At 40.5% G+C, this 26,134-nt stretch carries 28 protein-coding genes and 1 riboswitch; of the genes, 18 read left to right on the forward strand and 10 right to left on the reverse strand.

The features are described from left to right. Nucleotides 1-63 precede the first annotated feature (63 nt). Entirely contained in the window at nucleotides 64-2,499 is a 2,436-nt protein-coding gene (locus tag M4974_RS02350; protein WP_248705908.1) for a glycosyl hydrolase family 65 protein, read from the forward strand. 1 nt (nucleotide 2,500) lies between these two features. Next, complete coding sequence (gene pgmB, locus M4974_RS02355; protein ID WP_248705909.1) at nucleotides 2,501-3,172, forward strand: beta-phosphoglucomutase; 672 nt, start codon at nucleotides 2,501-2,503, stop codon at nucleotides 3,170-3,172. Nucleotides 3,173-3,219: 47 nt separating this feature from the next. Here the strand turns inward: pgmB and M4974_RS02360 are convergent, their stop codons facing one another. From M4974_RS02360 to M4974_RS02370, 3 genes are read right to left on the reverse strand one after another with little or no spacing between them, the layout of a single operon-like run. Then, nucleotides 3,220-3,621, reverse strand: coding sequence for a phosphate-starvation-inducible PsiE family protein (locus M4974_RS02360; RefSeq protein ID WP_248705910.1), 402 nt, complete (start codon nucleotides 3,619-3,621; stop codon nucleotides 3,220-3,222). Next, the gene (locus M4974_RS02365) at nucleotides 3,621-4,145 is read right to left on the reverse strand and encodes an MscL family protein (protein WP_248705911.1); all 525 of its coding nucleotides are present in this window, start codon (nucleotides 4,143-4,145) and stop codon (nucleotides 3,621-3,623) included. The genes M4974_RS02360 and M4974_RS02365 overlap by 1 nt, the downstream gene beginning before the upstream one ends. A 22-nt stretch (nucleotides 4,146-4,167) precedes the next feature. Next, entirely contained in the window at nucleotides 4,168-4,878 is a 711-nt protein-coding gene (locus M4974_RS02370) for an ion transporter (protein WP_248705912.1), read from the reverse strand. A 108-nt stretch (nucleotides 4,879-4,986) separates the two neighbouring features. On the opposite strand from M4974_RS02370, the gene M4974_RS02375 reads away from it, so the two are divergent. Next, nucleotides 4,987-5,568, forward strand: coding sequence for a hypothetical protein (locus tag M4974_RS02375; protein ID WP_248705913.1), 582 nt, complete (start codon nucleotides 4,987-4,989; stop codon nucleotides 5,566-5,568). A gap of 27 nt (nucleotides 5,569-5,595) precedes the next feature. On the opposite strand, the gene M4974_RS02380 is transcribed toward M4974_RS02375, so the two are convergent. Genes M4974_RS02380 through M4974_RS02390 form a run of 3 tightly spaced genes read right to left on the reverse strand, consistent with a single transcriptional unit; the run spans nucleotide 5,596 to nucleotide 7,115 of the window. Next, nucleotides 5,596-5,928 (reverse strand): AzlD domain-containing protein, encoded by a 333-nt coding sequence (locus tag M4974_RS02380; protein ID WP_248705914.1) that lies wholly within the window; start codon nucleotides 5,926-5,928, stop codon nucleotides 5,596-5,598. Beyond that, on the reverse strand, nucleotides 5,915-6,622 hold the full coding sequence (locus tag M4974_RS02385) for an AzlC family ABC transporter permease (protein ID WP_248705915.1): 708 nt from the start codon (nucleotides 6,620-6,622) through the stop codon (nucleotides 5,915-5,917). Before M4974_RS02385 ends, M4974_RS02380 begins: the two co-directional genes overlap by 14 nt. Further along, nucleotides 6,615-7,115 (reverse strand): RrF2 family transcriptional regulator, encoded by a 501-nt coding sequence (locus tag M4974_RS02390; RefSeq protein ID WP_248705916.1) that lies wholly within the window; start codon nucleotides 7,113-7,115, stop codon nucleotides 6,615-6,617. The genes M4974_RS02385 and M4974_RS02390 overlap by 8 nt, the downstream gene beginning before the upstream one ends. A 124-nt stretch (nucleotides 7,116-7,239) precedes the next feature. Here M4974_RS02390 and M4974_RS02395 point away from each other — a divergent pair, with 124 nt between their 5' ends. Continuing rightward, nucleotides 7,240-8,319: a YhgE/Pip domain-containing protein gene (locus tag M4974_RS02395; RefSeq protein WP_248705917.1), complete on the forward strand. Its 1,080-nt coding sequence runs from the start codon at nucleotides 7,240-7,242 to the stop codon at nucleotides 8,317-8,319. A gap of 61 nt (nucleotides 8,320-8,380) precedes the next feature. Further along, entirely contained in the window at nucleotides 8,381-8,860 is a 480-nt protein-coding gene (locus tag M4974_RS02400) for a hypothetical protein (protein ID WP_248705918.1), read from the forward strand. A gap of 14 nt (nucleotides 8,861-8,874) precedes the next feature. Here M4974_RS02400 and M4974_RS02405 read toward each other — a convergent pair whose 3' ends face one another. Continuing rightward, nucleotides 8,875-9,465 carry a TMEM175 family protein gene (locus M4974_RS02405; protein ID WP_248715734.1) on the reverse strand — a complete coding sequence of 197 codons (591 nt, stop codon included), beginning with the start codon at nucleotides 9,463-9,465 and terminating at the stop codon, nucleotides 8,875-8,877. A gap of 204 nt (nucleotides 9,466-9,669) precedes the next feature. Between M4974_RS02405 and M4974_RS02410 the strand changes: the two genes are divergently transcribed. After that, nucleotides 9,670-10,854, forward strand: a complete 1,185-nt coding sequence (locus tag M4974_RS02410; RefSeq protein ID WP_248705920.1) for a homoserine dehydrogenase — start codon at nucleotides 9,670-9,672, stop codon at nucleotides 10,852-10,854. A gap of 36 nt (nucleotides 10,855-10,890) precedes the next feature. On the opposite strand, the gene M4974_RS02415 is transcribed toward M4974_RS02410, so the two are convergent. Next, complete coding sequence (locus tag M4974_RS02415; protein ID WP_248705921.1) at nucleotides 10,891-11,391, reverse strand: GNAT family N-acetyltransferase; 501 nt, start codon at nucleotides 11,389-11,391, stop codon at nucleotides 10,891-10,893. 133 nt (nucleotides 11,392-11,524) lie between these two features. Between M4974_RS02415 and M4974_RS02420 the strand changes: the two genes are divergently transcribed. From M4974_RS02420 to M4974_RS02435, 4 genes are all read left to right on the forward strand, one after another. After that, complete coding sequence (locus M4974_RS02420; protein ID WP_248705922.1) at nucleotides 11,525-12,070, forward strand: TetR/AcrR family transcriptional regulator; 546 nt, start codon at nucleotides 11,525-11,527, stop codon at nucleotides 12,068-12,070. Next, on the forward strand, nucleotides 12,067-12,645 hold the full coding sequence (locus tag M4974_RS02425; protein WP_248705923.1) for an NAD(P)H-dependent oxidoreductase: 579 nt from the start codon (nucleotides 12,067-12,069) through the stop codon (nucleotides 12,643-12,645). Before M4974_RS02420 ends, M4974_RS02425 begins: the two co-directional genes overlap by 4 nt. Nucleotides 12,646-12,666: 21 nt before the next feature. Then, nucleotides 12,667-13,221: an NADPH-dependent FMN reductase gene (locus M4974_RS02430; RefSeq protein WP_248705924.1), complete on the forward strand. Its 555-nt coding sequence runs from the start codon at nucleotides 12,667-12,669 to the stop codon at nucleotides 13,219-13,221. Nucleotides 13,222-13,335: 114 nt separating this feature from the next. After that, nucleotides 13,336-14,673 carry an MFS transporter gene (locus M4974_RS02435; RefSeq protein WP_248705925.1) on the forward strand — a complete coding sequence of 446 codons (1,338 nt, stop codon included), beginning with the start codon at nucleotides 13,336-13,338 and terminating at the stop codon, nucleotides 14,671-14,673. Between the two features lie 26 nt (nucleotides 14,674-14,699). Here the strand turns inward: M4974_RS02435 and dapF are convergent, their stop codons facing one another. Both dapF and M4974_RS02445 read right to left on the reverse strand, forming a co-directional pair. Next, nucleotides 14,700-15,686: a diaminopimelate epimerase gene (dapF, locus tag M4974_RS02440; protein ID WP_248705926.1), complete on the reverse strand. Its 987-nt coding sequence runs from the start codon at nucleotides 15,684-15,686 to the stop codon at nucleotides 14,700-14,702. A 2-nt stretch (nucleotides 15,687-15,688) separates the two neighbouring features. Then, entirely contained in the window at nucleotides 15,689-17,059 is a 1,371-nt protein-coding gene (locus M4974_RS02445; RefSeq protein ID WP_248705927.1) for an aspartate kinase, read from the reverse strand. A gap of 184 nt (nucleotides 17,060-17,243) precedes the next feature. Next, nucleotides 17,244-17,426: riboswitch (Lysine riboswitch) on the forward strand. Between the two features lie 110 nt (nucleotides 17,427-17,536). Between M4974_RS02445 and lysA the strand changes: the two genes are divergently transcribed. From lysA to M4974_RS02485, 8 genes are all read left to right on the forward strand, one after another. Next, entirely contained in the window at nucleotides 17,537-18,859 is a 1,323-nt protein-coding gene (gene lysA, locus M4974_RS02450) for a diaminopimelate decarboxylase (RefSeq protein ID WP_248705928.1), read from the forward strand. A gap of 33 nt (nucleotides 18,860-18,892) precedes the next feature. Then, nucleotides 18,893-19,597 (forward strand): 2,3,4,5-tetrahydropyridine-2,6-dicarboxylate N-acetyltransferase, encoded by a 705-nt coding sequence (gene dapD, locus M4974_RS02455; RefSeq protein WP_248705929.1) that lies wholly within the window; start codon nucleotides 18,893-18,895, stop codon nucleotides 19,595-19,597. 7 nt (nucleotides 19,598-19,604) lie between these two features. Beyond that, complete coding sequence (locus M4974_RS02460; RefSeq protein WP_248705930.1) at nucleotides 19,605-20,753, forward strand: N-acetyldiaminopimelate deacetylase; 1,149 nt, start codon at nucleotides 19,605-19,607, stop codon at nucleotides 20,751-20,753. Between the two features lie 13 nt (nucleotides 20,754-20,766). Beyond that, nucleotides 20,767-21,675, forward strand: a complete 909-nt coding sequence (gene dapA, locus M4974_RS02465; RefSeq protein ID WP_248705931.1) for a 4-hydroxy-tetrahydrodipicolinate synthase — start codon at nucleotides 20,767-20,769, stop codon at nucleotides 21,673-21,675. Further along, nucleotides 21,675-22,445 (forward strand): 4-hydroxy-tetrahydrodipicolinate reductase, encoded by a 771-nt coding sequence (gene dapB / locus M4974_RS02470; protein ID WP_248705932.1) that lies wholly within the window; start codon nucleotides 21,675-21,677, stop codon nucleotides 22,443-22,445. The genes dapA and dapB overlap by 1 nt, the downstream gene beginning before the upstream one ends. 12 nt (nucleotides 22,446-22,457) lie before the next feature. Beyond that, nucleotides 22,458-23,660 carry an aminotransferase class I/II-fold pyridoxal phosphate-dependent enzyme gene (locus M4974_RS02475; protein WP_248705933.1) on the forward strand — a complete coding sequence of 401 codons (1,203 nt, stop codon included), beginning with the start codon at nucleotides 22,458-22,460 and terminating at the stop codon, nucleotides 23,658-23,660. A 1-nt stretch (nucleotide 23,661) separates the two neighbouring features. Next, on the forward strand, nucleotides 23,662-24,726 hold the full coding sequence (locus tag M4974_RS02480; RefSeq protein ID WP_248706071.1) for an aspartate-semialdehyde dehydrogenase: 1,065 nt from the start codon (nucleotides 23,662-23,664) through the stop codon (nucleotides 24,724-24,726). Between the two features lie 122 nt (nucleotides 24,727-24,848). Further along, nucleotides 24,849-26,033 carry an ammonium transporter gene (locus tag M4974_RS02485; protein WP_248705934.1) on the forward strand — a complete coding sequence of 395 codons (1,185 nt, stop codon included), beginning with the start codon at nucleotides 24,849-24,851 and terminating at the stop codon, nucleotides 26,031-26,033. The last annotated feature ends 101 nt before the right edge of the window (nucleotides 26,034-26,134 follow it).

Consider the following 26,134-nt stretch of genomic DNA (forward strand, 5'->3'; position numbering starts at 1 on the left):
GTGCTTGTTATACGTTAATCAGCGGATATTTTGATGATGATTAGCAGAGGAAGGATATCGAACATGAATTCGAAAAATTGGCAACTACGTTATGATGACTTGCAAACAGGGAAAAAGTCATATGGACAGGAATCATTGCTGTCTTTGGGAAATGGTTTTTTAGGATGGCGTGGAGCGCCAATCTGGTCGACTTATTCGGATAATCATTATCCAGGGCTGTATGCCGCCGGAATTTTTAATCAAACCTCTACTCCAGTAGCAGGGCGTGATGTTATTAATGAGGATATGGTTAATTTACCTAATCCTCAATTATTAGAAGTAACAGTCAATGGCACAGCTTTGGCTAACTTGGACCTCGTTAAGCGTTCAAGTAAATTGAATTTTAAGAGTGGTATTTTAGAAGAAATCTTTGTTTTCCAACATGATCAAGGTTTGGTTACTTTAACCTCTGCTAAATTTATCGACCCAATTAACTGGCATATGCTGGCCATTAATGCCAGTGTAACAGCTGATTTTGATGCTGAAATTCAACTAAGTAGCATTGTTGATACAACAGTTGAGACCCAAAACGTTGAGCGCTACCGTGCTTTTGAATCACATCAATTTGATGTCCAAGAGGTTAATCCAAGTACTAAGACGGTTTTGGTGGAAACCAAGCAATCCGGTATTCAAATTGGCTTGGCAGTAGATACCCAAGTGGAATATGCCGGTGTTAGTTTACCAGTTATAGCCAAGGTCGTTGATCAAAAATTTGTGGAAGAAGTTCTTGTAAAAACTCTTGCTAATACGCCGGTGCAATTGGCCAAGCGCGTTGCCATAGCAACTTCTCGTGAAACTTTTGCTGATTTAGTACCATTTTTGCAAAATGAAATTACTCAGCATAGTTTGGTAAGTATTCAAAATAATATGGCTGACTATTGGGCTGAAATTTGGGCAGATAAAGATATTATTGTTGATACCGAAAGTCAAGGAGTCAAGGACTTTATCACTAAACAGTGGAATCAACTCTGGGATAATGATGATGTGACTATCGCTTCAGACGGTGACATCTTGCAATTAATGATTCGGATGAATGTTTTCCATCTTAATCAAGCAGCCCAATGGCGTGCCAATGAGCATTTGGACGCTTCTGTTGGCTCACGCGGCTTGACTGGTGAGGGTTACCGTGGCCATATTTTCTGGGATGAACTCTTTGTCCTTCCTTATTACGCTGCTAATGAGCCACGAACGGCTCGGGCAATTTTGCAATATCGTATTAAGCGTCTTTCGGCAGCCCAAGCCAATGCTAGCCATGAAGGTGAAGCTGGGGCAATGTATCCTTGGCAAGCTGGGTTATATGGAGATGAACAGTCACAAGTTATTCATTTAAATACGGTTAATAACGAATGGGAACCTGATAATTCCCGCCTTCAACGCCATGTGTCTTTGGCCATTGTTTATGATTTGTGGATTTATACGCAATTTACTGGTGATACCAGCTTATTAGACGAAGGTGGCTTAAATGTCTTACTGGAAACTAGTAAGTTCTGGTTGAATAAGGTCCAAAAAGCTGATGACGGTCGCTTTGATCTATCCGGTGTAATGGGACCAGATGAGTACCACGAAGCCTATCCAGAGGCCAAAGAGGGTGGTGTTAAAAACAATGCCTATACCAACGTTATGTTGTCTTGGTCATTAGGGTGGTTGTTAGATCTCCAGAAAACTTTGCCTAGTTTTGCAGCAATTGCGGCCGCTGATAATTTTGATGCCGATTTGTTGCAAAAGGCAGCCGCTGTGGCTGCTAACTTACGCTTAGAACAGCGCTCGGATGGTGTTTTTGCACAATACCAAGATTACTTTAACCTTTCTGAAATTGATTTTGATGCCTATGCTAAAAAGTATGGTGATATCCACCGGATTGATCGTTTGCTTAAGGCTGAGGGTAAGTCACCCGATGATTATCAGGTCGCTAAACAGGCTGATTTCTTGATGTTGATGTACAATCTGGGTAACCAGCGTGTTGCTCATTTGCTAGAACAAATGGGTTACCAGTTACCAGCCGATTGGCTTGTCAAAAATACGGATTATTATCAAGCGCGGACAGTCCACGGATCAACGACGTCACGACCAGTCTTTGCCGGTATTGATGTTCATTTGAATCGTATGGATGAAGCTGAAGAATTCTTGCAACAGGCTATTCGCTCTGATTACGATGATATCCAAGGTGGTACCACAGCTGAAGGTGTTCATGCCGGGGTAATGGGTGAGACCTTAGCTGTGATTCAAAATGAATTTGGTGGCGTTGATCTACGTGATGGGCAGTTCAGTATTAATCCTCACTTACCAGAAAATTGGTCACACTTGGCCTTTACTCAGGTGTTCCAAGGCGTTAAGGTTGCCATTGTTGAAACACCAACAGTCGTTCAGCTAACGGCTAATGCTGATTTGGATGTTGAAGTAATGGGGCAACCTGCGCATCTAGTTGCGAATCAGTCAATGACTTTTAAAATGGAGAAATAACATGGTCAAGTTTTCAGAAATTAAAGGTTTTACGTTTGATATGGATGGTGTCTTAGCTGATACAGCTAAGTTCCACACGGTGGCTTGGCGTCAGTTAGCCGAAAAGCTAGGTGTTACCTGGAATGATGATTTACAAGAACGCTTAAAGGGCATCGACCGGATGGGTTCTTTGAATATGATTTTAGCTGAGGATAACTTAGAGAATCAGTACAGCCAAGAGCAAAAAGAAACTTTGGCAGCGGAAAAGAATGATAACTACCGTCAGTTAATTTCAACTTTAACCCCTGGTGATGTTTTGCCTGGTATGCAAGCATTCTTGGATAGTCTAAAAGCAAATGGTTACCTAATGAGTGTGGCTTCAGCTTCTAAAAATGCTCCCTTCATTCTTGAAAAGTTAGGTTTAGCTGATTACTTTGTTGGTGTAGTTGATCCTGCTAGCTTACATGCCGGTAAGCCTGATCCTGAAATCTTTGTTCGGGCCGGTGAATTGTTAAAGTTGGCTCCTGAACAATTAATTGGTTTGGAAGATTCAGCTGCTGGCATTCAATCAATTAATGGTGCTGGTCAAACTTCGCTAGGAATTGGTAATTCTCAAGTTTTGAGTGAGGCTGATTTGAACTTTGAAAATACTGCCGAGGTTACCTTAGCAGCCATTCAAGCTAAATTAGGTTAAATCTAGAACATTAAAAAGACGCTCGATCATATGATCTGAGCGCCTTTTTAATGCTGTTTATAAAATTTCCGATACAAGATAATGGCCACCATTAAAATAAAAATAGCGACACACAGTGAGATGGTCTTAGCTGCATTGTCATGATAAACCAAAATCGAACGAATCATGGCTGTCACGGCAACGTATAAGTAATTTTCAAAATTAATTGCTGCTTTATTTTCAAAATACTCTTTGATAATAACGGCAAACTCGAAGCATAGGAAGGCTGATAAGACGGTTTTAGTGATGTCAGTGATTTCTATATCACCCTTGAATTCAAATAAAGCCATGCCTAAGTCATAAATACTTAGACCCAAATAACCTAAAATAATTAGTCCAAAAACCATCATGAAGGCCATGATGGTATATTCATAGAACTTCGCAAAAATAGTATAAATTCTTTCTTTCATCATGCTGATCCTTTAGTTGAAGAACTAGTAGCTTGCTTTTGGGCTTGGAGTTCGGATAAAATTTGCTTTTGTAGCGCTAAATTTTCAGCCTGCAGAGTGTTATTTTTACGCTGTAAAGCTTGAATATGTAAGGCATCTTCATGGGACTCATCATAACCCCATTTAGCTTCCTTACTTTTAATCAAGGAATTGTTGATAAAACGAATGGTATAAAAAACAATGGCCGCAATAAATATGAGGGTAATAAAACTATTAAAAAATGACGCCAGTGGGTTTAAAATCAAATTAAATTGTAAAGGATGGTTCTCACCCCAAATCCATTCAAATAAAAAGTTTACTAGACCTGATAAGGTGGCGATTAAATCTTTAATGGCTGATCCAAAACTATTACCAACGACAACTGAAATAACAAAGGTTAGGAGGTTGGGAGCGAAAAGAAACTGTTTAAAAGCATTTAAAGTTGAATTAGTGCTGCTGATTAGATGATCGGCCTGCTGTGAAATAATTTTTTTTGGACGTAACATGAAAACCTCGTAGGGAATTTTATTATTGTTTTTTATCTTGATTGTGCAGCAGGGCTTTAATTTCGGCTAAATCGTTTTCAATGATTTTTAAACGTTGGTCAATTTTATCGTTTTCACGATCATATTGTTCATCCAAAAAGTAAGAAGTAATGACACTGGTGATACTACCAATCAAGCCGATACCGACAATCATTAAGAGCACGGCCACCATTTTACCTGTATAGGTGTGCGGAGAAATGTCGCCATAACCGACGGTAGTAGTGGTAGCAATCGCCCACCAGAGAGAGCTAGCATAGCTAGTGTTTTCAGCCAGTGCGTAAACACCAGCACCTAGGAGAATGAATACTACGGCCGTAAGGAACAAGTAGATAAAACCATTGGTATTGATGAATTTTTTAGTTTTAGTACGTAATTTTCCGGTAAATCCAATAATACGAATAATTCGGAAAAGCTTCATTAGTCGGACTGTTCGGGCAATTCGGAACATAGCAAAAAGGCTGTCAAAAGGAATAATCGCCAATAAGTCAAAAATGTTATTTTTGAAAAATAACCATTTATTTTTAGCTCGGCTCAATCGAATCAGATAGTCTAACCAGAAAAATAGTAAAATACTATTATCAATGAAAGCTAGTGGTTCTTTTTGGATAGTAATAATGTTAGTTAAATCCAATAGGGCGAAACCAATCGAAATGATTGATAGGGTTAAGACAATGGTATAGTAAAGCCGTTTCATTTATTATTTACCGTTTGAATCCTTTTATTCTCCCAGTAGTGGTGACTACTTTTAATCGCATCGCAATGTCAAACCATTTCAATATTATCATAAATAAAGGATAGAATTATGTTAGTTGAAATTATTATTGTTATTTTAGTTTTGGGGTATTTCATTAAAGACCAATTTGAATTTGCCCAGGTGACCCGTTTACGATATTTGTTCTTACCAATTGGTGGGTTAGTGGTCTTTTTAACGACCATCAATCATCTTAAAGACTTACCCTTAGCGATTATTCTGGGGCTAATAGCCATCGCTATTGGCAAATTTCAGACTTCTTCTTTTGAAGTTCGCTATAAATATTTACATACTAATTTGGTTTATCAAGCGGATGGCGTCGACTATCCGATTACTAAAAAGGAATTATTTTCTAAAGGGGGCGTCAATTATTTGTATGGTTGGCTTGTTATTGCTTTTTTTCAAATTAGTATCTCCATGATTAAACATGGTCTGAATATGAGTGATCTACCAAGTGAACTGTTAGCTGAAATTTTTAAAGATTTATTCGTGATTTTTCGAATTACCGATAGTGAAAGTGGTTGGTGGGTTTGGGAGCTTTATTCTCTCAGTAGTATTTCTTATTTGGTTTGTCTAATTAAATCCTCACCCCTCTTGGCCCAACATATTTTGAAAAAAGATCCACTAAATTAAAAACACCCTGACTTAGTCGGGATGTTTTTAATTTAGTGCTAAAAATTGAATAAGGGCTAGGGAAGCAATACCCACAATTACAATGATGACTAGGCTTTTGGTTAAAATGGCACTAATTACGGTGGGGAGGGAGGCTAATAAATTAGGGTAATCAAGACTGGGTAAATGGCCAATGTTTTGGTGAAATAGACTTTCAAACCATAAGGCGGACATGATAACAATCGGTACAAAGCTTAATAAATCAACTACTTTAGCTGGTAGCTGGAACCTTTTTAAAAGGACAAACGGTGCCACGCGGGAGATGAAGGTTACCAAACCACACATGATAATGGTCGTTAGAATAAAATTAAAAGAAGGCATTTTTAATCACCACCCCTAAAATACAGCTTAGAATCGTAACCAAAAGGATTAACAATTGACTGGGAATGAAAATTAATCCCACAAAAACTAGACCAAAGACTAGTAAGACTACAATTGCCTGTAAAAGCAGGGGTAGAGCCCGGTCATTGATAATTTGCAGATAAAGTAATCCGATAAACATGGCAATTAAGGCAAAACTTAGACCATATTTTTCAGGATCTTGGATATAGCTGCCAACTAGTGCGCCAATCAGTGATGAGCAAACCCAGGTGGCATAAGAAATTAAATTAACCGTATTAAACCAGCTGAAGTTTAACTGGCGGTTGGTGAGATTACTTTTGTTCATGGCTAAGGCAAAACTTTCATCGGTTAAGAGGGTACCTAAAATCACATTTTTTATAAGCGATTCATGCTTAACCAACGGCGCAACGGTCATACTCATTAAAATCATCCGGGCATTTACTAAAAAAACAGACAAGGTGATGGCTAAGATGCTGTTACCAGTGGCAAACATGCCCACCATGATGAATTGAGCTGAGCCCGCGTAAGTGATTAGGGAAGTTAAGGTTACTAAAAGAGAGTTAATACCTGCAGCACGAGCGACGATACCAAAGGCAAGGCCGATGCCAAGGTAGCCAAAGACGGTTGGAAGGGTTTCACGAACAGCTACGGTTGCTTTTAACTCGTTATTCATTGGGTCTTTCCTCCTGACTTTGAGCCAATTGAGCCGGCCAATTAATTTGTAAAATCTCTCCCTGTTGATCTAAGGGGACGATTTCACTGAGTTTATGTGATTTAAGCGAATTTTTAAGCGCATTTTCCGCATCTTTAAAAATATTACCGGTAATTTGGACATAGTGTTCGGTTAATGCTGGTGAAATAAACATATTACGGATACCGGTTAAATCATAGCCACTAGCGAAAGCTTCGGGGCTTTCGACGGCTTGAAATAAATCGTAAAAGGTTATTTCATCAATAGCGTGATTTAATGCATAACCACCGTTTTTAGAAGCTTCGGCCTTGATTAGACCAGCATCCTTAAGCTTTTTGGCTGTTTTTTGTAGATAAGTGTGTGAAACACCCATGGCATGGCTGAGTTCGCCTGATTTTAAATATGTATGTTCTGGTAATTCAGCTAACATCACCATTAGTGCCGCAGTTTGTAAAAATCCCTTGCTAAATTTCAAAACGCTCCCCCAACTATTGACTTATTATATCTGTGGATATAATATATCTATGGATAACAAAAAGTATCAAATATTATTATCAAAAGTATAGATTAAGTAATCCAAATGCACAAGGAGTGTGACAATGATACAGGGGCGTAAGTTAAAGTTATTGATTGTATTGTTTTTTATGTCTTTAATACCAGTGGTTTATTCCAGCCTATTTTTAGGGGCTTTAATGGATCCTTACGGGAAGGTTAGCGAATTACCAGTAGCTGTGGTGACTAGGCAGGCTAATCCGGTGCTAACAGCAATGAACGAGCATCATCTTTTTAAATTGGAAAATGAAAATATTAATCAGGCTAATGCAGATTTGAGGCAAGGCAAAGTCTATGCCATTGTGCAATTTGATGATAATTTTAATGATCAATTAAATCAATTTGTTAAAAATCAGCAGTCACCTACAATTAATTTGATTACTTCCGAAGGATTAAGTTATACCACTAGTAAATTACTAAAAAATACTATGCTTCAATTTACTACTGAATACAATAATCAGCTTGGCCAAAAAATACTTACGACCATGCAAGGGGAAAATATTCCGACTGGAGTGGGCCAGATTATTAAATTACAAAATGAAGAACGCCATCCAGTTAAAAATAATGGAACGGCAATGGCACCTTATATTTTCTCGTTAACACTTTTTGTCGGTGGTATTTTTATTAATCAATTTGTGATGCGAACCTTGAGTCGGAAGCACCTGGATTTTGGACGCTATTGGATTACTGAGTTCCTAGTTCCTTTTATTATTGCTAGCTTACAGGTCTTCATCTTGTTGCTAGTTAATCAACTATTCATTAAGATTCAGATTGATCAAATGACCCTACTGGTACCATTTGCCTTATTAGTAGCGGCGACCTTTAGTAGCATCATTGTGGCCTTAAACAAATTAATTCCAGGCATCGGTAGTCTCATGGTGTTGCTTTTGACCATGTTACAAACTTCTTCTTCAGGTGGTACTTACGCAATTGAATTGTCGGGTTCATTTTTTAAAATAGTCAATGCTTTTTTGCCAATGACTTATAGTATCGATGGTTTTAAAAAATTAATTAGTTTGAATAATATCGATATTTGGCCAGAAGTCTTTATTTTATTAGCTTTCTTCACCCTGGGCCAGTTGATTTTAGTCCGAGCCTATCGTAAACATGAGTTACCACTACTTTAGGCTTCCAATTTGAACCTAAAGCTGTAAGATAAAGAAAAAGCATGAATTAGAGGGTAACAAAATGAGTGGGTTACAACAAAATATCGTAATTGTTCTAGGCTTTTTGTTTTCTTTTCCTCTCTTACAAGGTAGCTTAGAATTATCCGAACAAACTGACGTGATTGGCCACTATAAAGAATCAGCCGGTCAATATCCGAAAGTTTCCCCATGGTACTGGTTATTACCACCATTGAAGGTATATCTAGAGCGTGAACGGGTCAAAAAAATGTTGAAAAGTGGTAGTTTTTCCGGTGTTGATAAACGACAGTTACGCATTTTCTCGATGCGTGCAACTGCCTGGTTCTACGTGGCCATGGCGTGGGCTTTCAATGGGATTGGGAAAACTAAAGAAGTCTTAGAGCATTTTCACTGGTCTGAGTCAGCTTGGGTCTTTTGGTCAATTAATGGATTGATGCTTATGTTAGGTGTTGCCAATGTAATTATCCGGCTTCGAATCTCTAAACAAAAATTAGCTAAATCAAAAAGCGAGTCGTTGTTATAACGGCTCGCTTTTTATTATTGGATGTTGAAATTGTAATTACGAATTGAAAAGGCTACTACAATTAATTCAACGGCTGTAAAGGTAATGCTGATTGGTGGCCAGAAATAGACAGCGACAAAAATTAGAATGTTAATCAAGCCAAAGATCGGACTTTTAAGTAAACCATAAATGAACATTGACTGGATATAATGTTCACGTCCTGTCTGCTCTTGAATAATTTCGGCTAGCAATGCTTGACTAATGCCATAATAGGCCACTGTCCAAGCTAGAAAAATAATTAAATAGAAATAAGCAGGGGCAACCTGAGTGGGGAAACGGCCCAACCAAGCCGCCGAAACTGGAATCAAGGACATGGTAAAGAGCCATACATTATTTAACCAGTAGATTTTTAGATTAAGATGTTTAACTAGTTCAAACATGTAGTGATGATTAAACCAGGCCACGCCAATAAACAAGAAACCCACCATATAAGAAATCAGGTAAGGACCTTCGTGTAGCAAAGCCGTAATGTCAGCGGACTCGGGGACTTTAAATTCCAAGACCATAATAGTCACAATAATTGGCACCATAGCATCGGTGAAGGCTTCAATGCGCCCTTTGTTCATAATAAATTCTCCCTAAATTAGTATTTAAAACAATAATCTTAATTTTACACTAATTAAAATATATACACACGGTGATTTAACTGTTAAATTTTGTGGTGATTTGTGAGGTATTTATTAAAGAATTATCAACACAGACTTAAAAATGATGATAAGATAACTGAGATTAAGTCATTTTAAAAGTCAGATAACACGGAGGAACAACGATTGAAAATTGCGATTTTAGGACATGGAACGGTCGGACAAGGTGTTAGTGAAATTATCAATGACGCCCCTGTTAGTAAAAGTACTGCTCAAATTGACATTGCCTATGTCTGGGTACGTCCGGAAAAAGAAAATGACCAACCACACTACACCGCTGACTATCAAAAAATTTTAGATGATCCGACGGTAGATGTTGTGGTGGAAGTATTGGGGGGCATTGAACCAGCGCGCACCATGATTCTTGCTGCATTAGAACATGGGAAACATGTGGTAACGGCCAATAAAGCTGTTGTCGCTCGCTATTTGGTTTTGTTTAATCAAATGGCTGAGAAACATCAGGTTAAATTCTACTTTGAATCCAGTGTCGGTGGTGGAATTCCGTGGATTATTAATTTAGAACGGGCTTTGCGCATTGATGAAGTTGATTCTATTCACGGGATTTTCAACGGTACCAGTAACTTTATCTTAGATCAGATGACTAAAACCGGAGCTTCCTTTGAGGATATCTTAAAAGAAGCCCAAGATTTGGGCTATGCTGAAGCGGATCCAAGTGCTGATATTGATGGTTTTGACATTGAAAATAAATTATGTATTAGTGCTGGTATTGCCTATAACACTGTGATTGAACCTGGTGATCAGCTCTTGAAGTTTGGTATTCGTAATATTACGGCTGCTGACATTGCTTTTTTTAAGAAACACAACTGGGTGGTGAAATTACTAGGGCGTAGTCTTCGTAAGGAAGATACTTATAGTTTTATTATTGAACCGACCCTTTATCTGCCTGGTGAAATTGAAGCTGGTGTTCATGATAACTATAACTATGTTGGTCTGCGGGGCACTACCATTGGAAAACTAAGTTTTAACGGACAAGGGGCTGGTAAGTTGCCGACAGCACACGCCTTAATGCAAGATATTTTAGATTTGCAACAGGGTGCCAATCATTTGTACCAAAATTTTGATCAAAAATTAGTTTTGGATAATCGTCGTAGTATTCGGAACTATGTGATTCGAACGGAGTTGGATTTGCGCCAATCCTTCGCCGATTATGATTTACAACAAAACGGACATTACTGGTTAGTAGCTGACATTAATGCTGAAGACTTACATCGAAAAATAGCGGATTTGATTCAGCAAGATGAACATATTTTCTTTGCCTGCTTAAACCGTCGTGCGCAAGCAATCTTATAAAGTAAAAGGTATCTAGTTTAATTGACTAGATACCTTTTATTTTAGATAGAGTCCATAGAGCTGCTGGCTTAATAAATCACCATGCTGATTACGGGCGATATTGGGTAGTTCGCCCCACAAAGTAAAGTTATGCTTTAGCAGGAGATGATTGCTGGCAGCGTTGACGGAAAAGGTTGTGGCTACTAAGTTATCAAAGGCTTGATCCTGGGCAATTGCCAATAACTTTCTTAGTATTTTAGTTCCTAATCCCTGACCACGATAGGCCATATCCAAATAGTAGGAGACTTCGGCAGTCTGTTGATAACCAGGACGAATATTATAAGTTGATAGATAACCATAGCCGATTACCTCATGATCATCAACTAGAACTAGGAGGGGATAGTGGTCATTATCTACGTGACTTCCAAGGACCGAAATGCGCTGTTGCGGTGTTTTTGGTACTAAGTCTGCTGTGATGTTACCGTGCTGAATGGCTTGGTTATAAATAGTAGTAATCCGTTGAAAATCAGTCATTAGGGCTGGACGAAAGCTAAGCATAGGTGCCTCCAAAATAAAGTTAGACGTATCTTAGCATAAGTTGGTTAGAATTTAAAATTGTATTTTTTTGATAATAGTGTTATTTTTAGTTTGATAACGGTGTTACCAAACGGGAAAATCAATGGGGGAGAAAATGCAAGATACTCGCACAAAAATTATTAACAACGCTTTAAATTGGTTGTCTGACCACAATTATCAAGATTTTTCTTTACGGCAAATCATGCAAACTGCAGGACTGACCACTGGGGCTTTTTATCGTAATTTTCGTGATAAAGAAGAGCTTTTTCACGAAATAACCTTAATTTTATCGCAGAAAATGAACCAGGAGTTATTAGAACATTCTGAATCGAGTGGGGATGCCTTTGATCAACTATTAACTTTGGCCCAAAGATTACATCAAAAATTTGAGCAAGAACCACAAGTGATGAATTTTTTGTTCTTTAATGATAGTTTGCTAGGGATTTATCAACAAAAAGAAGCTAACTTTGCCTTTTTAAGTGAAATTATGCAATTAGTTCATCAGGTTAATCAAAAAAATATTCCAGATCAGCAATTATTTGTCCAAATCTGGTCCTTTATTCAGGGGTATTCTTTGCTCATTCATCATGGAATAGTGCAATATGATTCCAGCTTAGTTAGGATGACCCTATTGGAATTTGCTGGGAGGAATCTTAAATGAGTTATTTAATCGTCTATTGCCACCCTTATCCAAATAGCTTTAATCACGCTATCTTAAGGTCAGTGTGCAATAATTTGCGCAATAAAGGTGCTGACCTAAAGGTAATTGACCTCTATCGTGATCAATTTAATCCCATTTATTCGGTTGAAGAGTTACGTCTATTTTCCAGTGGGGAGACTGTTGATCCTTTAATCCAAGAGTATTGGAACTTGCTAACCAAGGCCAAAACAATTATATTTATCACACCTGTATGGTGGAATGATATTCCTGGGATGTTAAAGGGGTTTATTGACAAAGTTATGAAGCAAAACAAAGCTTATACTGTGGGTAAGTTAGGTCTTAAAGGCAATTTATCCAACATCAAACATTGTTATTTGCTAACGACGTCAACTTCACCAACTTTTTATTTGAGATTTCTGATGGGCAATGCCGTCCAGGGTGTTTTCCTGAATAAAACCCTTAAACAACTAGGTTTTCAACATCGTCGCTGGCAAAACTTTGGGATGATTTCAACCGCCAAGAAGCAGCGTTTGACACAGTATTTACATCAATTAAGCTGTCAATCATTCAAATAATTCCAAGAAAGAAGAAGTTCTATGAAAAAAATTGCATTGATTATCGGATCAAACCGCTCGCAAAGAGTATCTTTATCAATTGGGAAGTGGGCGCTAAAGCAGTTGAAATCAAAGGCCTTTACAGTTGATATAATTGATTTGGCGGATATTAACCTGCCCTGGTTAGATGAACCTGAAATCCCAGCCAAAGGTAATTATCGATTAGAAAGTACTCAACAATGGGCAAAGTTAGTCGCAAGCTATGATGGTTTTATTATGCTCTATCCTCAATACAATTGGGGGTATCCAGCCGTTTTAAAGAATGCTCTAGATAGCCTATATGCTGAATGGCATAATAAGCCAGTTAGTTTAATTTCTTATGGATCCCATGGGGGTTTTCAGGGGATGCAAGCTATGCGTTGGGTTTTGGCCGGTTTGAAGATGAAACCGCTAGCGACTCAAGTGGGCCTGATTATGACTGATGATATGGTCAATGAGGCCGGCCAATTTATTGATATTGATGCTGCTTTAGCCAATCAATCTTTTAATCTTGATTTATTACGACAAAATTTTGAACAGGAACTAGCAAAAAAATGATTTTTCCGAGTCGCTTTTTTGTGTGAATAAAGGTACAATGTAATTTTGATAGGTCTGACGGAACCGGTACCGCATAGGCGCCGCTATCAATTTAAAAGGGAGATTATTAATTACATGTCGGAAGAGAAGCAAGCAGCGAATCAATTACCAATTCGTTCGGTTAAATATTTAACTTTTCTGAGTTTTGGTATCTTTGGAACGCAGATGGCCTTTGGATTGGAAAGTTCACAACTGGGACGTCTATTTCAAACAATTGGCGCCAAACCTGAATTATTAGGAATTATTTTTATTATTCCATCGTTGACCGGACTAATTGCTCAGCCTTTGATTGGGAAGTATTCTGATCGGACTTGGCTACCAAGCTTGGGTGGCCGTCGGATGCCGTATTTAATTATCGGTAGTATATTAACGGTTTTAAGCTTAATCATATTGCCAAATTCAGGATCATTTGGCTGGCCTGCGGCGATGGCCGTGAGTGTGGCAGCTGCCATTGTTGGAATTTTTATGGTAGCATCTAATGTCTGCGTTCAACCCTATAAAATGTTAGTCGGTGATATGGTCCACAGCCGACAAAAGGGACAAGCCTACGCTATTCAGAGTTTACTGTTAAATGCTGGTATCTTGATTGCTGCCGTAGCGCCTTTTATTATGACTAGCATGGGGATATCTAACACGGCCAAGCCAGGCGTAGTACCTGATACGGTCGCTTATGCTTTTTACTTGGCGGCCATTGCGATTAGCTTGTGCAGTTTGGTCACAATTAAAAATGTGAAAGAATACTCACCTGAAGAATTTAACCAGTATCATGGAAACGGGGAACAACAGGCTGCACCTAAGAACATGAAAAAATTGCTTACCGAGGCACCTCGCATTTTTTGGATTATGGCGTTGGTTCAATTCTTTGCCTACTTTGCTTTTAGTTACTTGTGGGTCTACGGAGCCGGGGTAATGGCTGATAATATTTATGGGACAACCAATCCGAATAGTGTTGGTTATCAACAGGGTGGCAATTTGTTTGGCTTAATGTCAGCTCTGTATGCCTTAATTACTGTGTTAATTACAATCTTTTTGTCGCGATTGGCCAAAAAATATTATGTAAAAACGTTAGCAATCACGTTGATGATTGGTGGCTTTGGCTTTATATCCATCTTTCTAGCCCATACTTTATTTACGATGACCTTGTCCTTTATTTTGGTAGGAATTGGTTGGTCAGCTCTGACGGTTTATCCATTGACCTTCGTGACTGATGCTATTCCAAATCGCTATATGGGCACTTATTTGGGTCTTTTCAATGCTCAATTATGTATTCCACAAATTGCTGGTTCCTTGCTTAGTGTGGTTTTGTTACCACTCTTGCATGGCTCTATGCCACGGATGATTTTTTTATCAGGTATTTTGCTGATTTTAGCAGCCTTTTCAACGTTAATTATTAAAAAAGAAGATATTCAATAAAAGGACGTGCAATTAGCACGTCCTTTTTACTTTCGATTTAAACTATTAACAAAGTTGAGATAAGCTTTTTCTTCGGTTGTTGATGTAATACTTAGCTGATCTGGTTGTAACTGACTAGAATGAAGTAGGGCCTCATCAAGGGTTATTTTAGCCGTAAAAGTAGCGTTACCAATTAGTTCAATCCACTGTTGTGCGCCATTAGGATGGACAATCGTTTTGACCATTCCGCCAGGGTTAAAGACTTCGATTGGTTGTCGAACATCGACCAAGTCAGGATAGTTTTGCGCAAAAGCTAACGATGTCGCTGACATCCCAGTTCCACAGGCATTAGTAAAGCCCACTCCGCGTTCATATGTTCGTACAAAAAGACGATTAGGACCGAGAATTTTAGCGAAATTAACATTGACACCATCCGGGAAATATGGATTGGTTTGATTTAATTTTTGACCTAAATCACCTAGAGTTTGGCTGAGATCTTCTTCATCCTTTACAAAGCTGATCAGATGTGGATTAGGTACGGCCAGTCCTGTAAAAAGAAGTCGGTCACTAAGTTCAGGTAAATATTCATTAATAATTTCATCCTTGCCTAACTTGTCAAATGGCAGGGCAGTTCGTTCATAGCTAACCGGTGAAATTTCAACTGAAAAAGCTTTGACTTCAGGGGCTAAATCTTTTTTATGGCTAACTCGTAAATCAGCTGCTGAGGTCTCAACTGTGAATTCAGTTTGATTATATTTTTCAGCCAGGTAACGCCCAACACAGCGTAAGCCGTTACCACACATGGAAGCTCGGCTACCATCAGCGTTGACGACTATCATTCGCCCGATAGGACCAGGATGGGTAGCTGCTTCAATAACTAAAACACCATCTGCACCGGCCCAGTTAGCGTCTTTTTGACAGTAATTTAAGGCTAATTGTGTGAGTTCTTCTTCGGACAAAGCTTGGTCTAAACTAGTTTGATCTAGGATGAAAAATTGATTTTCAGAACCGTGAACACGGGTTAATTCTGCCATTATTAGGCCTCTTTTCTGTTTTTAAAAAAGTGATGATAAATATCGATGACGGCTTGATTAGCATCAGCTCGGCTGGTACCAATCATGGTTGAAATTTGGGAAGCGCCTTGATTAATCATATTGACAGGAATCCCTTTTTGGGCCAAAACATTGATTGCCTCGCTAGTAGCTTTGCTTTGACGAAGCATCCCTTCGCCGACCACCATAATAATGGAATAATCGTCAATCCACTTCAAAGTATCCGGGTGTAAGACGTCTTGCACTTCCTGACATAATTGCTGAATAGTAGTTTGATTGAATTGTCGGTTATCAAAAATAATGGTTAAATCATCAATTCCAGATGGCATGTGTTCATATGAAATGCCGTATTTATAAAAGATTTGCAACAACTTCAAAGTCAGACCAACTTCTTGGTTTAAGAGATACCGGTGCAAATACAAAGCGGAAAAATGATTGGAACTAGTGACCCCAGTAATCGGATACTGGGGCTGGAAGCCGTCTTCGGGGACAATCATGGTACCGGGTGCCTGGGGATCATTGGTGTTTTTGACGTTAATTGTGACCTCACCCTCAATGGCTGGGATAATCGCTTCATCGTTGAAAACGGAAAAACCAGCATATGATAATTCCCGCATTTCTCGATAGGTCATCTCAGCGATGGGAGCTGGCTTGTCAATAATCTTAGGGTTAGCCACGTAAATTGAAGAGACATCGGTAAAATTTTCATAAAGAGAGATGCCCAGACCGCGCGCAACAATGGATCCGGTGATGTCCGAACCGCCACGGGCAAAAGTTGCAATTTGCTCATTTTTGGTAATACCGAAGAAGCCTGGGAAAACTAAAATATCCTGCTCTTCATACTTCAGTTGTGCTAAATTGGTATAGGTTTCAGGTAGAACCGTTGCACTATTGGCATCATCACTGACAATTAACCCAGCTTGAGCCGGATCAATGAAGCGAGCGGGAAGCCCTAATTTTTGCAGAACCATGGCCATTAGCATGGCGTTTAATTTTTCACCATGTGCCTTAAAATAGGCTAGGCGGTAATCTGAGTCAATGAATTTTTGGTCAGGTAGGGCTAGGATGGTATCTAGAATGGGGACAAAGGTTGCCGCATCAAGTTGGAAATAATCACTAATAGCTTGATAGCGGGCAATAATTTCTGTTTGAGCTGTCTGAGGGCCGGCTTGCTGACTTTCTTGGGCGTATTGGATTAGTAAATCAGTAACCTTGATATCATCGTCAAAACGCTTTCCTGGAGCGGAAACTACCACCACTTTGCGTTGAGAATCGCTCTTAATAATATCAACGACTTTTTGATATTGACGGCCGTCAGCTAGTGAACTTCCGCCAAATTTGACAACTTTTTTCATGCCCAATACCTTCCAATTATTTGCTTACAGATTGATTAATTTGAATTTTAACAGTATTTTACATAGATGCAACAAGGATTTTCTAATAAACGGGTATTATTTAAGGCGACTATATGAATAAAAATTAAAAAAGTAGTATTTTGATTTAGGACTTGACGAATCAATTAAAATATTCTAAGATTTTAATGATCGAAGAGGTTGCAACTAAGACTACTAGGTTAACTAAGTCCCTGTGAGGGCGGTGACGTTAACCGAACAGCAAGGTTGCCGAAGTTTATCAACTATCACAGTAGTCGGTAGGCTGGGGCGTAGCTTAAGAGGCTGCGAACTGTCACAAGTAAATTCTTGTGGGGCGCTTTCGACAATGGAAACCGATAATAACTAGACGTCATGATTGGATTCTTTTGTATGAGGGTGTGCCCTTTGTGCGAAGGAATCCTTTTTTATTTGAAAAATTAAAGTTAGGTTGGATAAATAATGAATGAACATATTAGCCCATCCCAAATTAACGCAGCTGGTCATTTGACGATTGGTGGCTGTGATGCCGTTGATTTAGCCCATGAGTATGGTACTCCCTTGGTGGTATATGATGTTAGCCAAATTAAGAGTCAGATTCAGCATTTTCAGGAAGTTTTTAAAAATAATGATGTTGACTATGCTGTTTGCTATGCTAGCAAGGCCTTTGCGAACACGGCCATGTACCAATTAGTTCATGAGATGGACTGCCATGTCGATGTTGTGTCAGCTGGTGAAATCAGCATGGCTCTGCATGCTGGTTTTCCAGCCAGTAAAATGACCTTTCATGGTAACAACAAGTCCCGAGAGGAATTGCAATTGGCCGTTGACCAGGGATTAGGCGTGATTGCCTTAGATAATTTCCATGAGATTGATTTACTAAGTGATATTCTGGAAAAGTCACAGGCTGAAATCAATGTTTTGCTCCGAGTCACCCCCGGGATTTCAGCGCATACCCACGAATATATTCAGACTGGACAAATTGATAGTAAATTTGGTTTTGATTTAGGTACGGGTCAAGCTGACCAGGCCTTGCAACGCGTTTTGCAAGAACCACGAATGCATATGCTAGGGGTTCATGCTCATATCGGTTCTCAAATTTTCGAACTAGCTGGTTTTGAAGGAGCTGGTAAGAAATTAGTTGACTTAGCAGCCGATTGGAAAAAGCGCTTTGACTATGAGGCCGAAGTGATCAACGTGGGTGGTGGCTTTGGTATTCGTTACACCCAGGCTGATCGACCACTAAAACCTGAGCAGTTCGTTGATATTATCATCAAGACTATCAAGCAAGAAAGTCAACAGGCTGGCTTGAAAACGCCAGCTGTCTGGATTGAACCGGGTCGTTCGATTGCCGGACCAGCGGGATACAGCCTATATACGATTGGTTCTCGTAAAGATGTCGAAGGAATTCGTTCTTATCTAGCCGTCGATGGTGGTATGGGTGATAACATCCGGCCCGCTCTTTATGACGCTCAATATGAAGCCGCTGTTGCTAACCGTCCAGCTGCACCAGCAGTTGAAACGGTACACATTGCCGGTAAATATTGTGAATCGGGTGATATCTTGATTCAAGAACAAGCCTTACCTGAAACCCAGCCCGGTGACATTTTAGTCATGTTTGATACAGGTGCTTATGGTTACTCGATGGCTTCTAATTACAATTTGAATCCTAAACCAGCCATCGTTTTCGTTGAAAATGGCCAAGCAACTTTGGTCACGCGGCGGGAAACCCCGGCCGATTTGGAACGATTAGATTTTGGCTTGAATGGTCAGCAATTATCTTAATGAGTGTGAATGAAAGAATAGAGGAGCTTATCCATGGTTGAATTGAACGCACAAGAAATTATTAATTACATCGGTTCGGCAAAGAAAAAGACCCCAGTTAAGGTGTATCTTAAAGGAGACTTGAAACAAGTTGATTTCCCTAAAAATGTCAAGGTGTTCGGTGGAAACGACTTTGCGACCGTCTTTGGTGATTGGGCTGACGTGGCGCCATTGTTAGAAAATAAGGACATCGCTGATTATCAAATCGAAAACGATGCCCGTAATTCAGCCGTGCCTTTGCTAGACCTAAAAGGTATTAATGCTCGAATTGAACCCGGAGCAGTCATTCGTGATCAAGTCGTGATTGGTGATAACGCTGTGATTATGATGGGGGCGACTATTAACATTGGTTGTGAAATTGGCGCCAACTCAATGATTGACATGGGTGTGGTCATGGGTGGCCGTGCCATTGTGGGCCAACATGCCCATATTGGCGCTGGTGCAGTTTTGGCGGGGGTAATTGAACCAGCTTCAGCCGAACCAGTTCGCATTGATGATGACGTCTTGGTTGGTGCCAATGCGGTAGTAATTGAAGGAGTACATGTCGGTAAGGGTGCCGTTGTCGCTGCCGGTGCCATCGTTACCGAAGATGTGGCGCCTTATACCGTGGTAGCTGGAAGTCCAGCCCGCAAGGTGAAGGATGTCGATGGTAAGACACAGTCCAAGACCGGTCTTGAGGATGATTTAAGAAAGTTGTGATAATTGCATGCTAAAAACTGCTGATTTAATTCAAATCCGGCGCCACTTGCACCAAATTCCTGAACTAGCTTTAAATGAGTTTCAAACTCATACCTATATAAAGGAAGTTATTCAAGGGTTTGACCAAGAACATTTAACGATTCGTGAAGTTGAAGAACTACCGACGGCTCTTTTAGTTCATATTGATGGAGTTAATCCTAAGCGGACGATTGGCTATCGAACTGATATTGACGCTCTTCCAGTTCAAGAAGAAACTGGATTACCTTTTGAGTCAAAGCACCCAGGGGTGATGCATGCCTGTGGTCACGATATTCATATGACGGTGGCTTTGGCGGTTTTGAGTTATTTTGCCCAAAATCAACCGCAGGATAATATGGTCTTTTTCTTCCAACCGGCTGAAGAAAGTGAAAATGGTGGTTTGTTAGCATACGAAGATGGCGTTTTTGAAGGTCAATGGCGGCCTGATGAATTTTATGGCTTGCATGATACACCGGACTTGCCGGCTGGACAGATTGGTTGTCGTTTAGGAACTTTATTTGCTGGGACAACTGAAATTGATGTTGATTTTGTGGGGAAGGGTGGTCATGCTGCCTTTCCACAAAATGCCAATGATATGATTGTAGCTGCTTCTCAATTTATTAATCAGATTCAAACCATCATTTCTCGTAGTTTAGATCCGATTCATAGTGGTGTAGTGACTTTTGGGATGTTTGAAGCCGGTACCATTCGTAATGTCATTGCTGGACGGGCCCATCTTGAAGGAACCATTCGAGGCTTAAAGCAAACAACCATCGAACAAATTGATGAGCGAATTCGAGATGTTGCGGCCGGAATCGCCCGTAGTTACAATTGTGAGGTCAACTTGAACTTCATTCAGGGTGGTTATTTACCAGTTGAAAATGATCCGAAACTCACTGAAAACTTCATCGACTATATGGAAAAGCAGCATGCCAGTCAATTTACCATTACTGAACCAGCGATGACCGGTGAAGATTTTGGTTACTTACTTTCTAAAATTCCAGGAACGATGTTCTGGCTTGGGGTTGGGGATGAACACCCCCTTCATTCGGCTAAGTTAAACCCAAACGAGGATGCCATTGAACCTGGTGTTAAAGCAATTGTTGATTTCTTAGAATATCGGATGCAAGAGAAATAAGAGGAGACCTGCCATGTTTGAAGAAGCTGATTTAATGACCGCGATTATCACGCCGTTTGACCAAAATGATCAAATTGACTACGATACTTTGGCACAATTGACGGAACGATACTTACAAGAAGGGCACCGTGGTTTTATTATTGGCGGTACCACTGGTGAAACACCAACTTTATCTCACGATGAAAAGTTGGCATTATATAGTCGTTTTGCTAAGATTGTGGCTGGAAGGGTGCCAATTGTGGCTGGAACTGGCAGTAATAATACTGCTGAAACGATTAGTTTGACTCAGGAAGTTAGTGAAATTGAGGGGATTAACGCAGCGCTGGTTGTCGTACCTTACTACAATAAGCCCGATCAGCGGCGGATGATCGCTCATTTTTCGACAGTGGCTGATCAGGGTGACATGCCGGTGATTATGTATAATATTCCCGGTCGGACTGGGGTTACAATGGCTAATGAGACTATTTTAACCTTAGCCCAAAATCCAAATATCGTCGGTGTAAAACAATGTACCAATATGCCAGATTTAGAATACTTAGTGCAAAATGCACCAGCTGACTTTTTGATCTATAGTGGAGAAGATGAGCAAGCCTTGTTTGCCAAAATTATTGGGGCTAAGGGGATTATCTCGGTGGCTTCTCATGTCTATGGTCCTAAAATGCGGCAGATGTATGATGTCTTGTATCAAGGTGATTACCAACAAGCCGGTCGCTTACAAAGTGAGTTAACCCCCAAGATGGCAGCTTTGTTTATGTACTCTTCACCAGCCCCAGTTAAGGCGATTTTGACTGCCCAAGGGTACCAAGTTGGTGCGCCGCGGTTACCAATTTTACCTTTGGATGATGAAGAAAAGGCGATTTTGGCTACCAAGTTAGGCTTGGCACCGGATGCCTTGCAACACACCCTAAAGGAGTTAAATTAATGGCAAAAATAATTTTAGCTGGATTTAAAGGTTCCATGGGGCAAAAAGCACTCAAGATGATTGCTGATACGCCGGAATTTGATTTAGTTGGCGTTTATTCTCCCAGTGCTGACCAAGGTGCTGCTAGTTATGGTTTAGCTGAGGATGTCGCCGTCTTTAATCAACTAGATCAAATTAAGCTGGATGCTGATATTTGGTTAGATTTTACGACCCCCAGTGCGGTTTATCAAAATACTCGCTTTGCCATTGAACATGGTTTGCATCCGGTAGTGGGGACGACTGGTTTATCTGATGGGCAAGAACAGGAATTGATTGAGATGAGCCAAAAACAAGGTTTGGGTGGTCTAATTGCCCCTAATTTTGGCCTTTCAGCCGTGTTATTGATGCAATTTGCGCAAAAAGCGGCCCAGTATTTTCCTGATGTTGAAATTATTGAAATGCACCATGAGGATAAAAAGGATGCCCCTTCGGGAACAGCCTTAATGACGGCTAAGATGATTGATGAAGTACGCCCAGAACATGAACAGGGTCACTCAAAAGAAACCTTAGCAGGCGTTCGGGGTGGCGATTATCATGGGATTCGTGTGCACGCAGTTCGTTTGCCCGGCTATATTGCCCATGAAGAGGTTCTCTTTGGTGGACCTGGTGAAGGACTGACTATTCGTCAAGACAGTTTTGATCGGGCTTCCTTTATGCAAGGGGTAAAACTTGCCATTAATAAAGTTGATCAATTAGATCAATTAACCATCGGCTTAGAAAAAATTTTGTAGAAGGAGTATCAGATGCCAGGCTTATCAGATAAATTAAAACAAACCTATAATCAGCGCCTCGATTTGGTTCAACCTTCCAGTATTCGTAGTTTTGACCAAAAAGTATCTAGTATTGAAGGTTTAATCAAGTTAACATTGGGCGAACCTGATTTGGATACGCCTGAGCACATTAAAGTTGCGGCCGTTAAGGCGATTGAGACTAACCAGTCTCACTACACGGCGCAACCGGGAACCTTGGCCTTGCGTCAGGCGATTCAATCTTATTTAAAAGAGTTTCATCAGCTAAATTATGATGCTCAGGGCGAGATTATTGCCACGGTTGGTGCTACCGAGGCTATTTATGCCATTTTTGAGACCCTTATTAATCCCGGTGATAAGATTATTATTCCTACACCGGTCTTTGGGTTATACGAGCCGATTGTGACGATGTTGGGCGGACAAGTTGTTGAAATTGATACTTCTTTAACTGGCTTTAAGCTAACTGCTGAAGCTCTAGAAGCAGCTCTAGTAGAGCATGGTGACGCCGTTAAGGCGGTGCTACTTTGCTATCCTAACAATCCGACTGGGGTTGCCTTAACTGACCAAGAAGTACAAGCGTTAGCTGCTGTCATTAAGAATCATGCTATCTTTGTCCTTTCTGATGAAATTTATAGCGATTTAGTATATCAAGCGGAGCATCATTCCATTGCTCAACTACTACCTGAGCAAACAATTTATATCTCGGGCGTATCCAAATCCTATGCCATGACTGGCTGGCGAATTGGTTTTGTGGCTGGTCCTCGGGAATTTATTACCCAATTAACCAAGGTCCATGCTTTTATGGTTACTTGTCCATCCAGCATTGACCAAGCCGCGGCCACTGAGGCTTTTGCCCATGGAAGCTGTGATTTCTTGGCTATGCGTGAAATTTATCGGGAACGGCGAGATTATTTAGCGCAGGCCTTGACTGACTTAGGTTTTGCAGTTGTTTTACCAGAAGGGGCCTTTTACCTCTTTGTCAAAATTCCAGCCATCTTTAATCAAGATGATACTGATTTTGCCCTTCAATTGGCTTATCAGGCTAAAGTTGGGGTGATTCCGGGATCGGCCTTTGGTAAAGGTGGTCAAGGATATGTACGTTTGTCCTACGCTTCATCTTTGGATGCATTACATAAAGCCGTTGAACAGATTAAACAAGCACAGGCACAAGGTAAGCTAGTGCCGGGAAAGGAATGAAATCATGAAATCATATAATGTGGCTATTTTAGGGGCAACAGGAGCTGTGGGAACCCGTTTAATTGATCAATTAGCCCATTCCACGGTGCCAGTAAAATCACTAAAGTTGTTAGCATCTAGCCGTTCAGCTGGTAAAACAGTCGACTTTAAAGGACAGCCGATCACGATTGAAGAAGCGACTCCAGAAGCTTTTGACGGGGTTGATTTAGTATTGGCTTCTGCCGGGGGTGGGGTTTCTAAGCGTTTGTTACCAGAAGCCGTGAAGCGAGGTGCTGTCTGTGTTGATAACACCAGCGCCTTTCGCATGGACCCAACCGTTCCCTTGGTCGTACCAGAAGTTAACGCTGATCAGTTGAAAAATCATCATGGAATCATTGCCAATCCTAACTGTTCGACAATTCAGATGGTCGTAGCATTAAAGCCTGTTTTGGATAAGTTTGGTTTGAAGCAAATCGTGGTGTCAACTTATCAAGCTGCTTCTGGTGCTGGACAATCGGCTTTGAATGAATTCTTCCAGCAGGCGCAAGATTATTTGAACGGGAAAGAAATGCAGTCAACTATCCTACCAACTGGTAGTGATAAAGAGCATTATCCTTTGGCCTTTAATTTGCTCCCCCAGATTGATGTTTTTGAAGATGATGGTTATACCCACGAAGAGTGGAAAATGATTCATGAAACTAAAAAAATCATGCTAAATGACATGGATGCCGAAGACTTGAAGGTTACGGCTACCTGTGTTCGAGTACCAGTCCCAATTTCCCACGGTGAGTCGGTTTACTTTGAAGTCGCTGATGATAAGGCGACTACAGATGACATTAAGGCAGCGATTGCAGCCGGCGAAGGAGTTGTTTTGCAAGATGATCCGGACCACCAAGTCTATCCTCAGCCTTTGACAGCCGAAGGAAAACGCGAAACCTTTGTGGGCCGGATTCGTCCTGACCGCGAAAATCCAGGGGCTTTCCACTTGTGGGTTGTTTCGGATAACTTGCTCAAGGGGGCGGCTTGGAATACTGTGGAAATCGCTGAGCGCTTAGTCGCCGATGACCTAGTGCGGGTACCTGAATAACAGTTATAATGTTATCTAATCTAACATTTTTATTATTGCATGTTAAGAAACCTACCATAAAATTAAGCAGACCATTTCACTATTGGTATGCTTTTTTTATTAAATAAATGAGGTGGGATAACATGGATAGTGGTAGCATAACTTGGGTCTTGATTTCGGCTTTGCTAGTCTGGATAATGTCGCCGGGATTGGCGCTGTTTTATGCCGGTTTAGGTGGTCCTAAGAATCGCTTACATACAATTGGTACATCCTTAATTTTGATGGGAGTTGCTTCAATTATCTGGTTTTTACTGGGTTACACCCTAGCCTTTGGTGGCGGTAATGACTGGCTTGGCAATTTGAAATTCTGGGGTTTAAATCAAATTTCCTTTAGTCATTCGACGCGGGGCTTGACCATTCCAGACGGTTTGTTTGCTATCTTTCAGGGAATGTTTCCCATCATCACGGTTATCATTATTATTGGTTCGGTGATTGGTCGGGTGCGCTTGCGTGCTTTGATTGTTTTTATCAGCCTCTGGCTTTTGGTGGTGTATTCACCGTTAGCCCACATGGTTTGGGATAATGGTTTTCTGGCTAAGTTAGGAGCAATCGACTTTGCTGGCGGAACGGTTGTTCATATTTCCAGTGGGGTGACTGGATTGGTGTTAGCTTACTTGGTTGGTCCACGTCGGGATCAAAGTTATGAAAAAATCTATTCGCCCTATATTTTTGTTGGTGGTTTTCTGTTGTGGTTTGGCTGGTTTGGCTTTAATGCTGGTTCAGCCTTAGCTGCCAATGATCAGGCAATTCTAGCCCTAATGAACACTTGGCTGGCTTCCGCGGCTGCCTTGTTACCCGGAGCTTGGATGTCTTATCGATTGCGTGGACATCTGTTGCTAGCTGACCTAGTAACGGCTGGTCTGTCGGGATTGGTGGTTATCACCCCTGCAGCTGGTTTTGTTCATCCTTGGGCAGCGATTGTGATGGGCGCCATCGCTGGTGTGGTTGGTATCTATAGCATTACCTTAATTAAGCGTCATTTTGGCTATGACGATACCTTAGATGCTTTTGGCATCCATGGTATTGGCGGGACCTTGGGGGCTATTTTAACCGGTGTATTTGCTGATAGAAGTTTGGGCAATGCGGGTGGCCTAGTGAATGGTCACTGGGAGCTTCTGGGGCAACAGTTGATTGCCATTGTTATTACTCTTTTGTTAGTTGTAGTGGGAACAGTATTGCTAGCTGGGATTACACGTTTCTTAGTGGGACCTTTACGGGTTAGTGAAGATGACGAAGCCATTGGTTTGGATCTGCGTTTACATCTATAAAAATCATGAATTGGCAAAGTTAACCAGTTATCAGGCATAGATAACCGGTTAGCTTTTTTTGCTGGCATGAAAAAGGGAAAGTCGGTATAAATAGATAAACG

This window comes from Convivina praedatoris, from assembly GCF_933208495.1.
GTDB classification, from domain to species: domain Bacteria; phylum Bacillota; class Bacilli; order Lactobacillales; family Lactobacillaceae; genus Convivina; species Convivina praedatoris.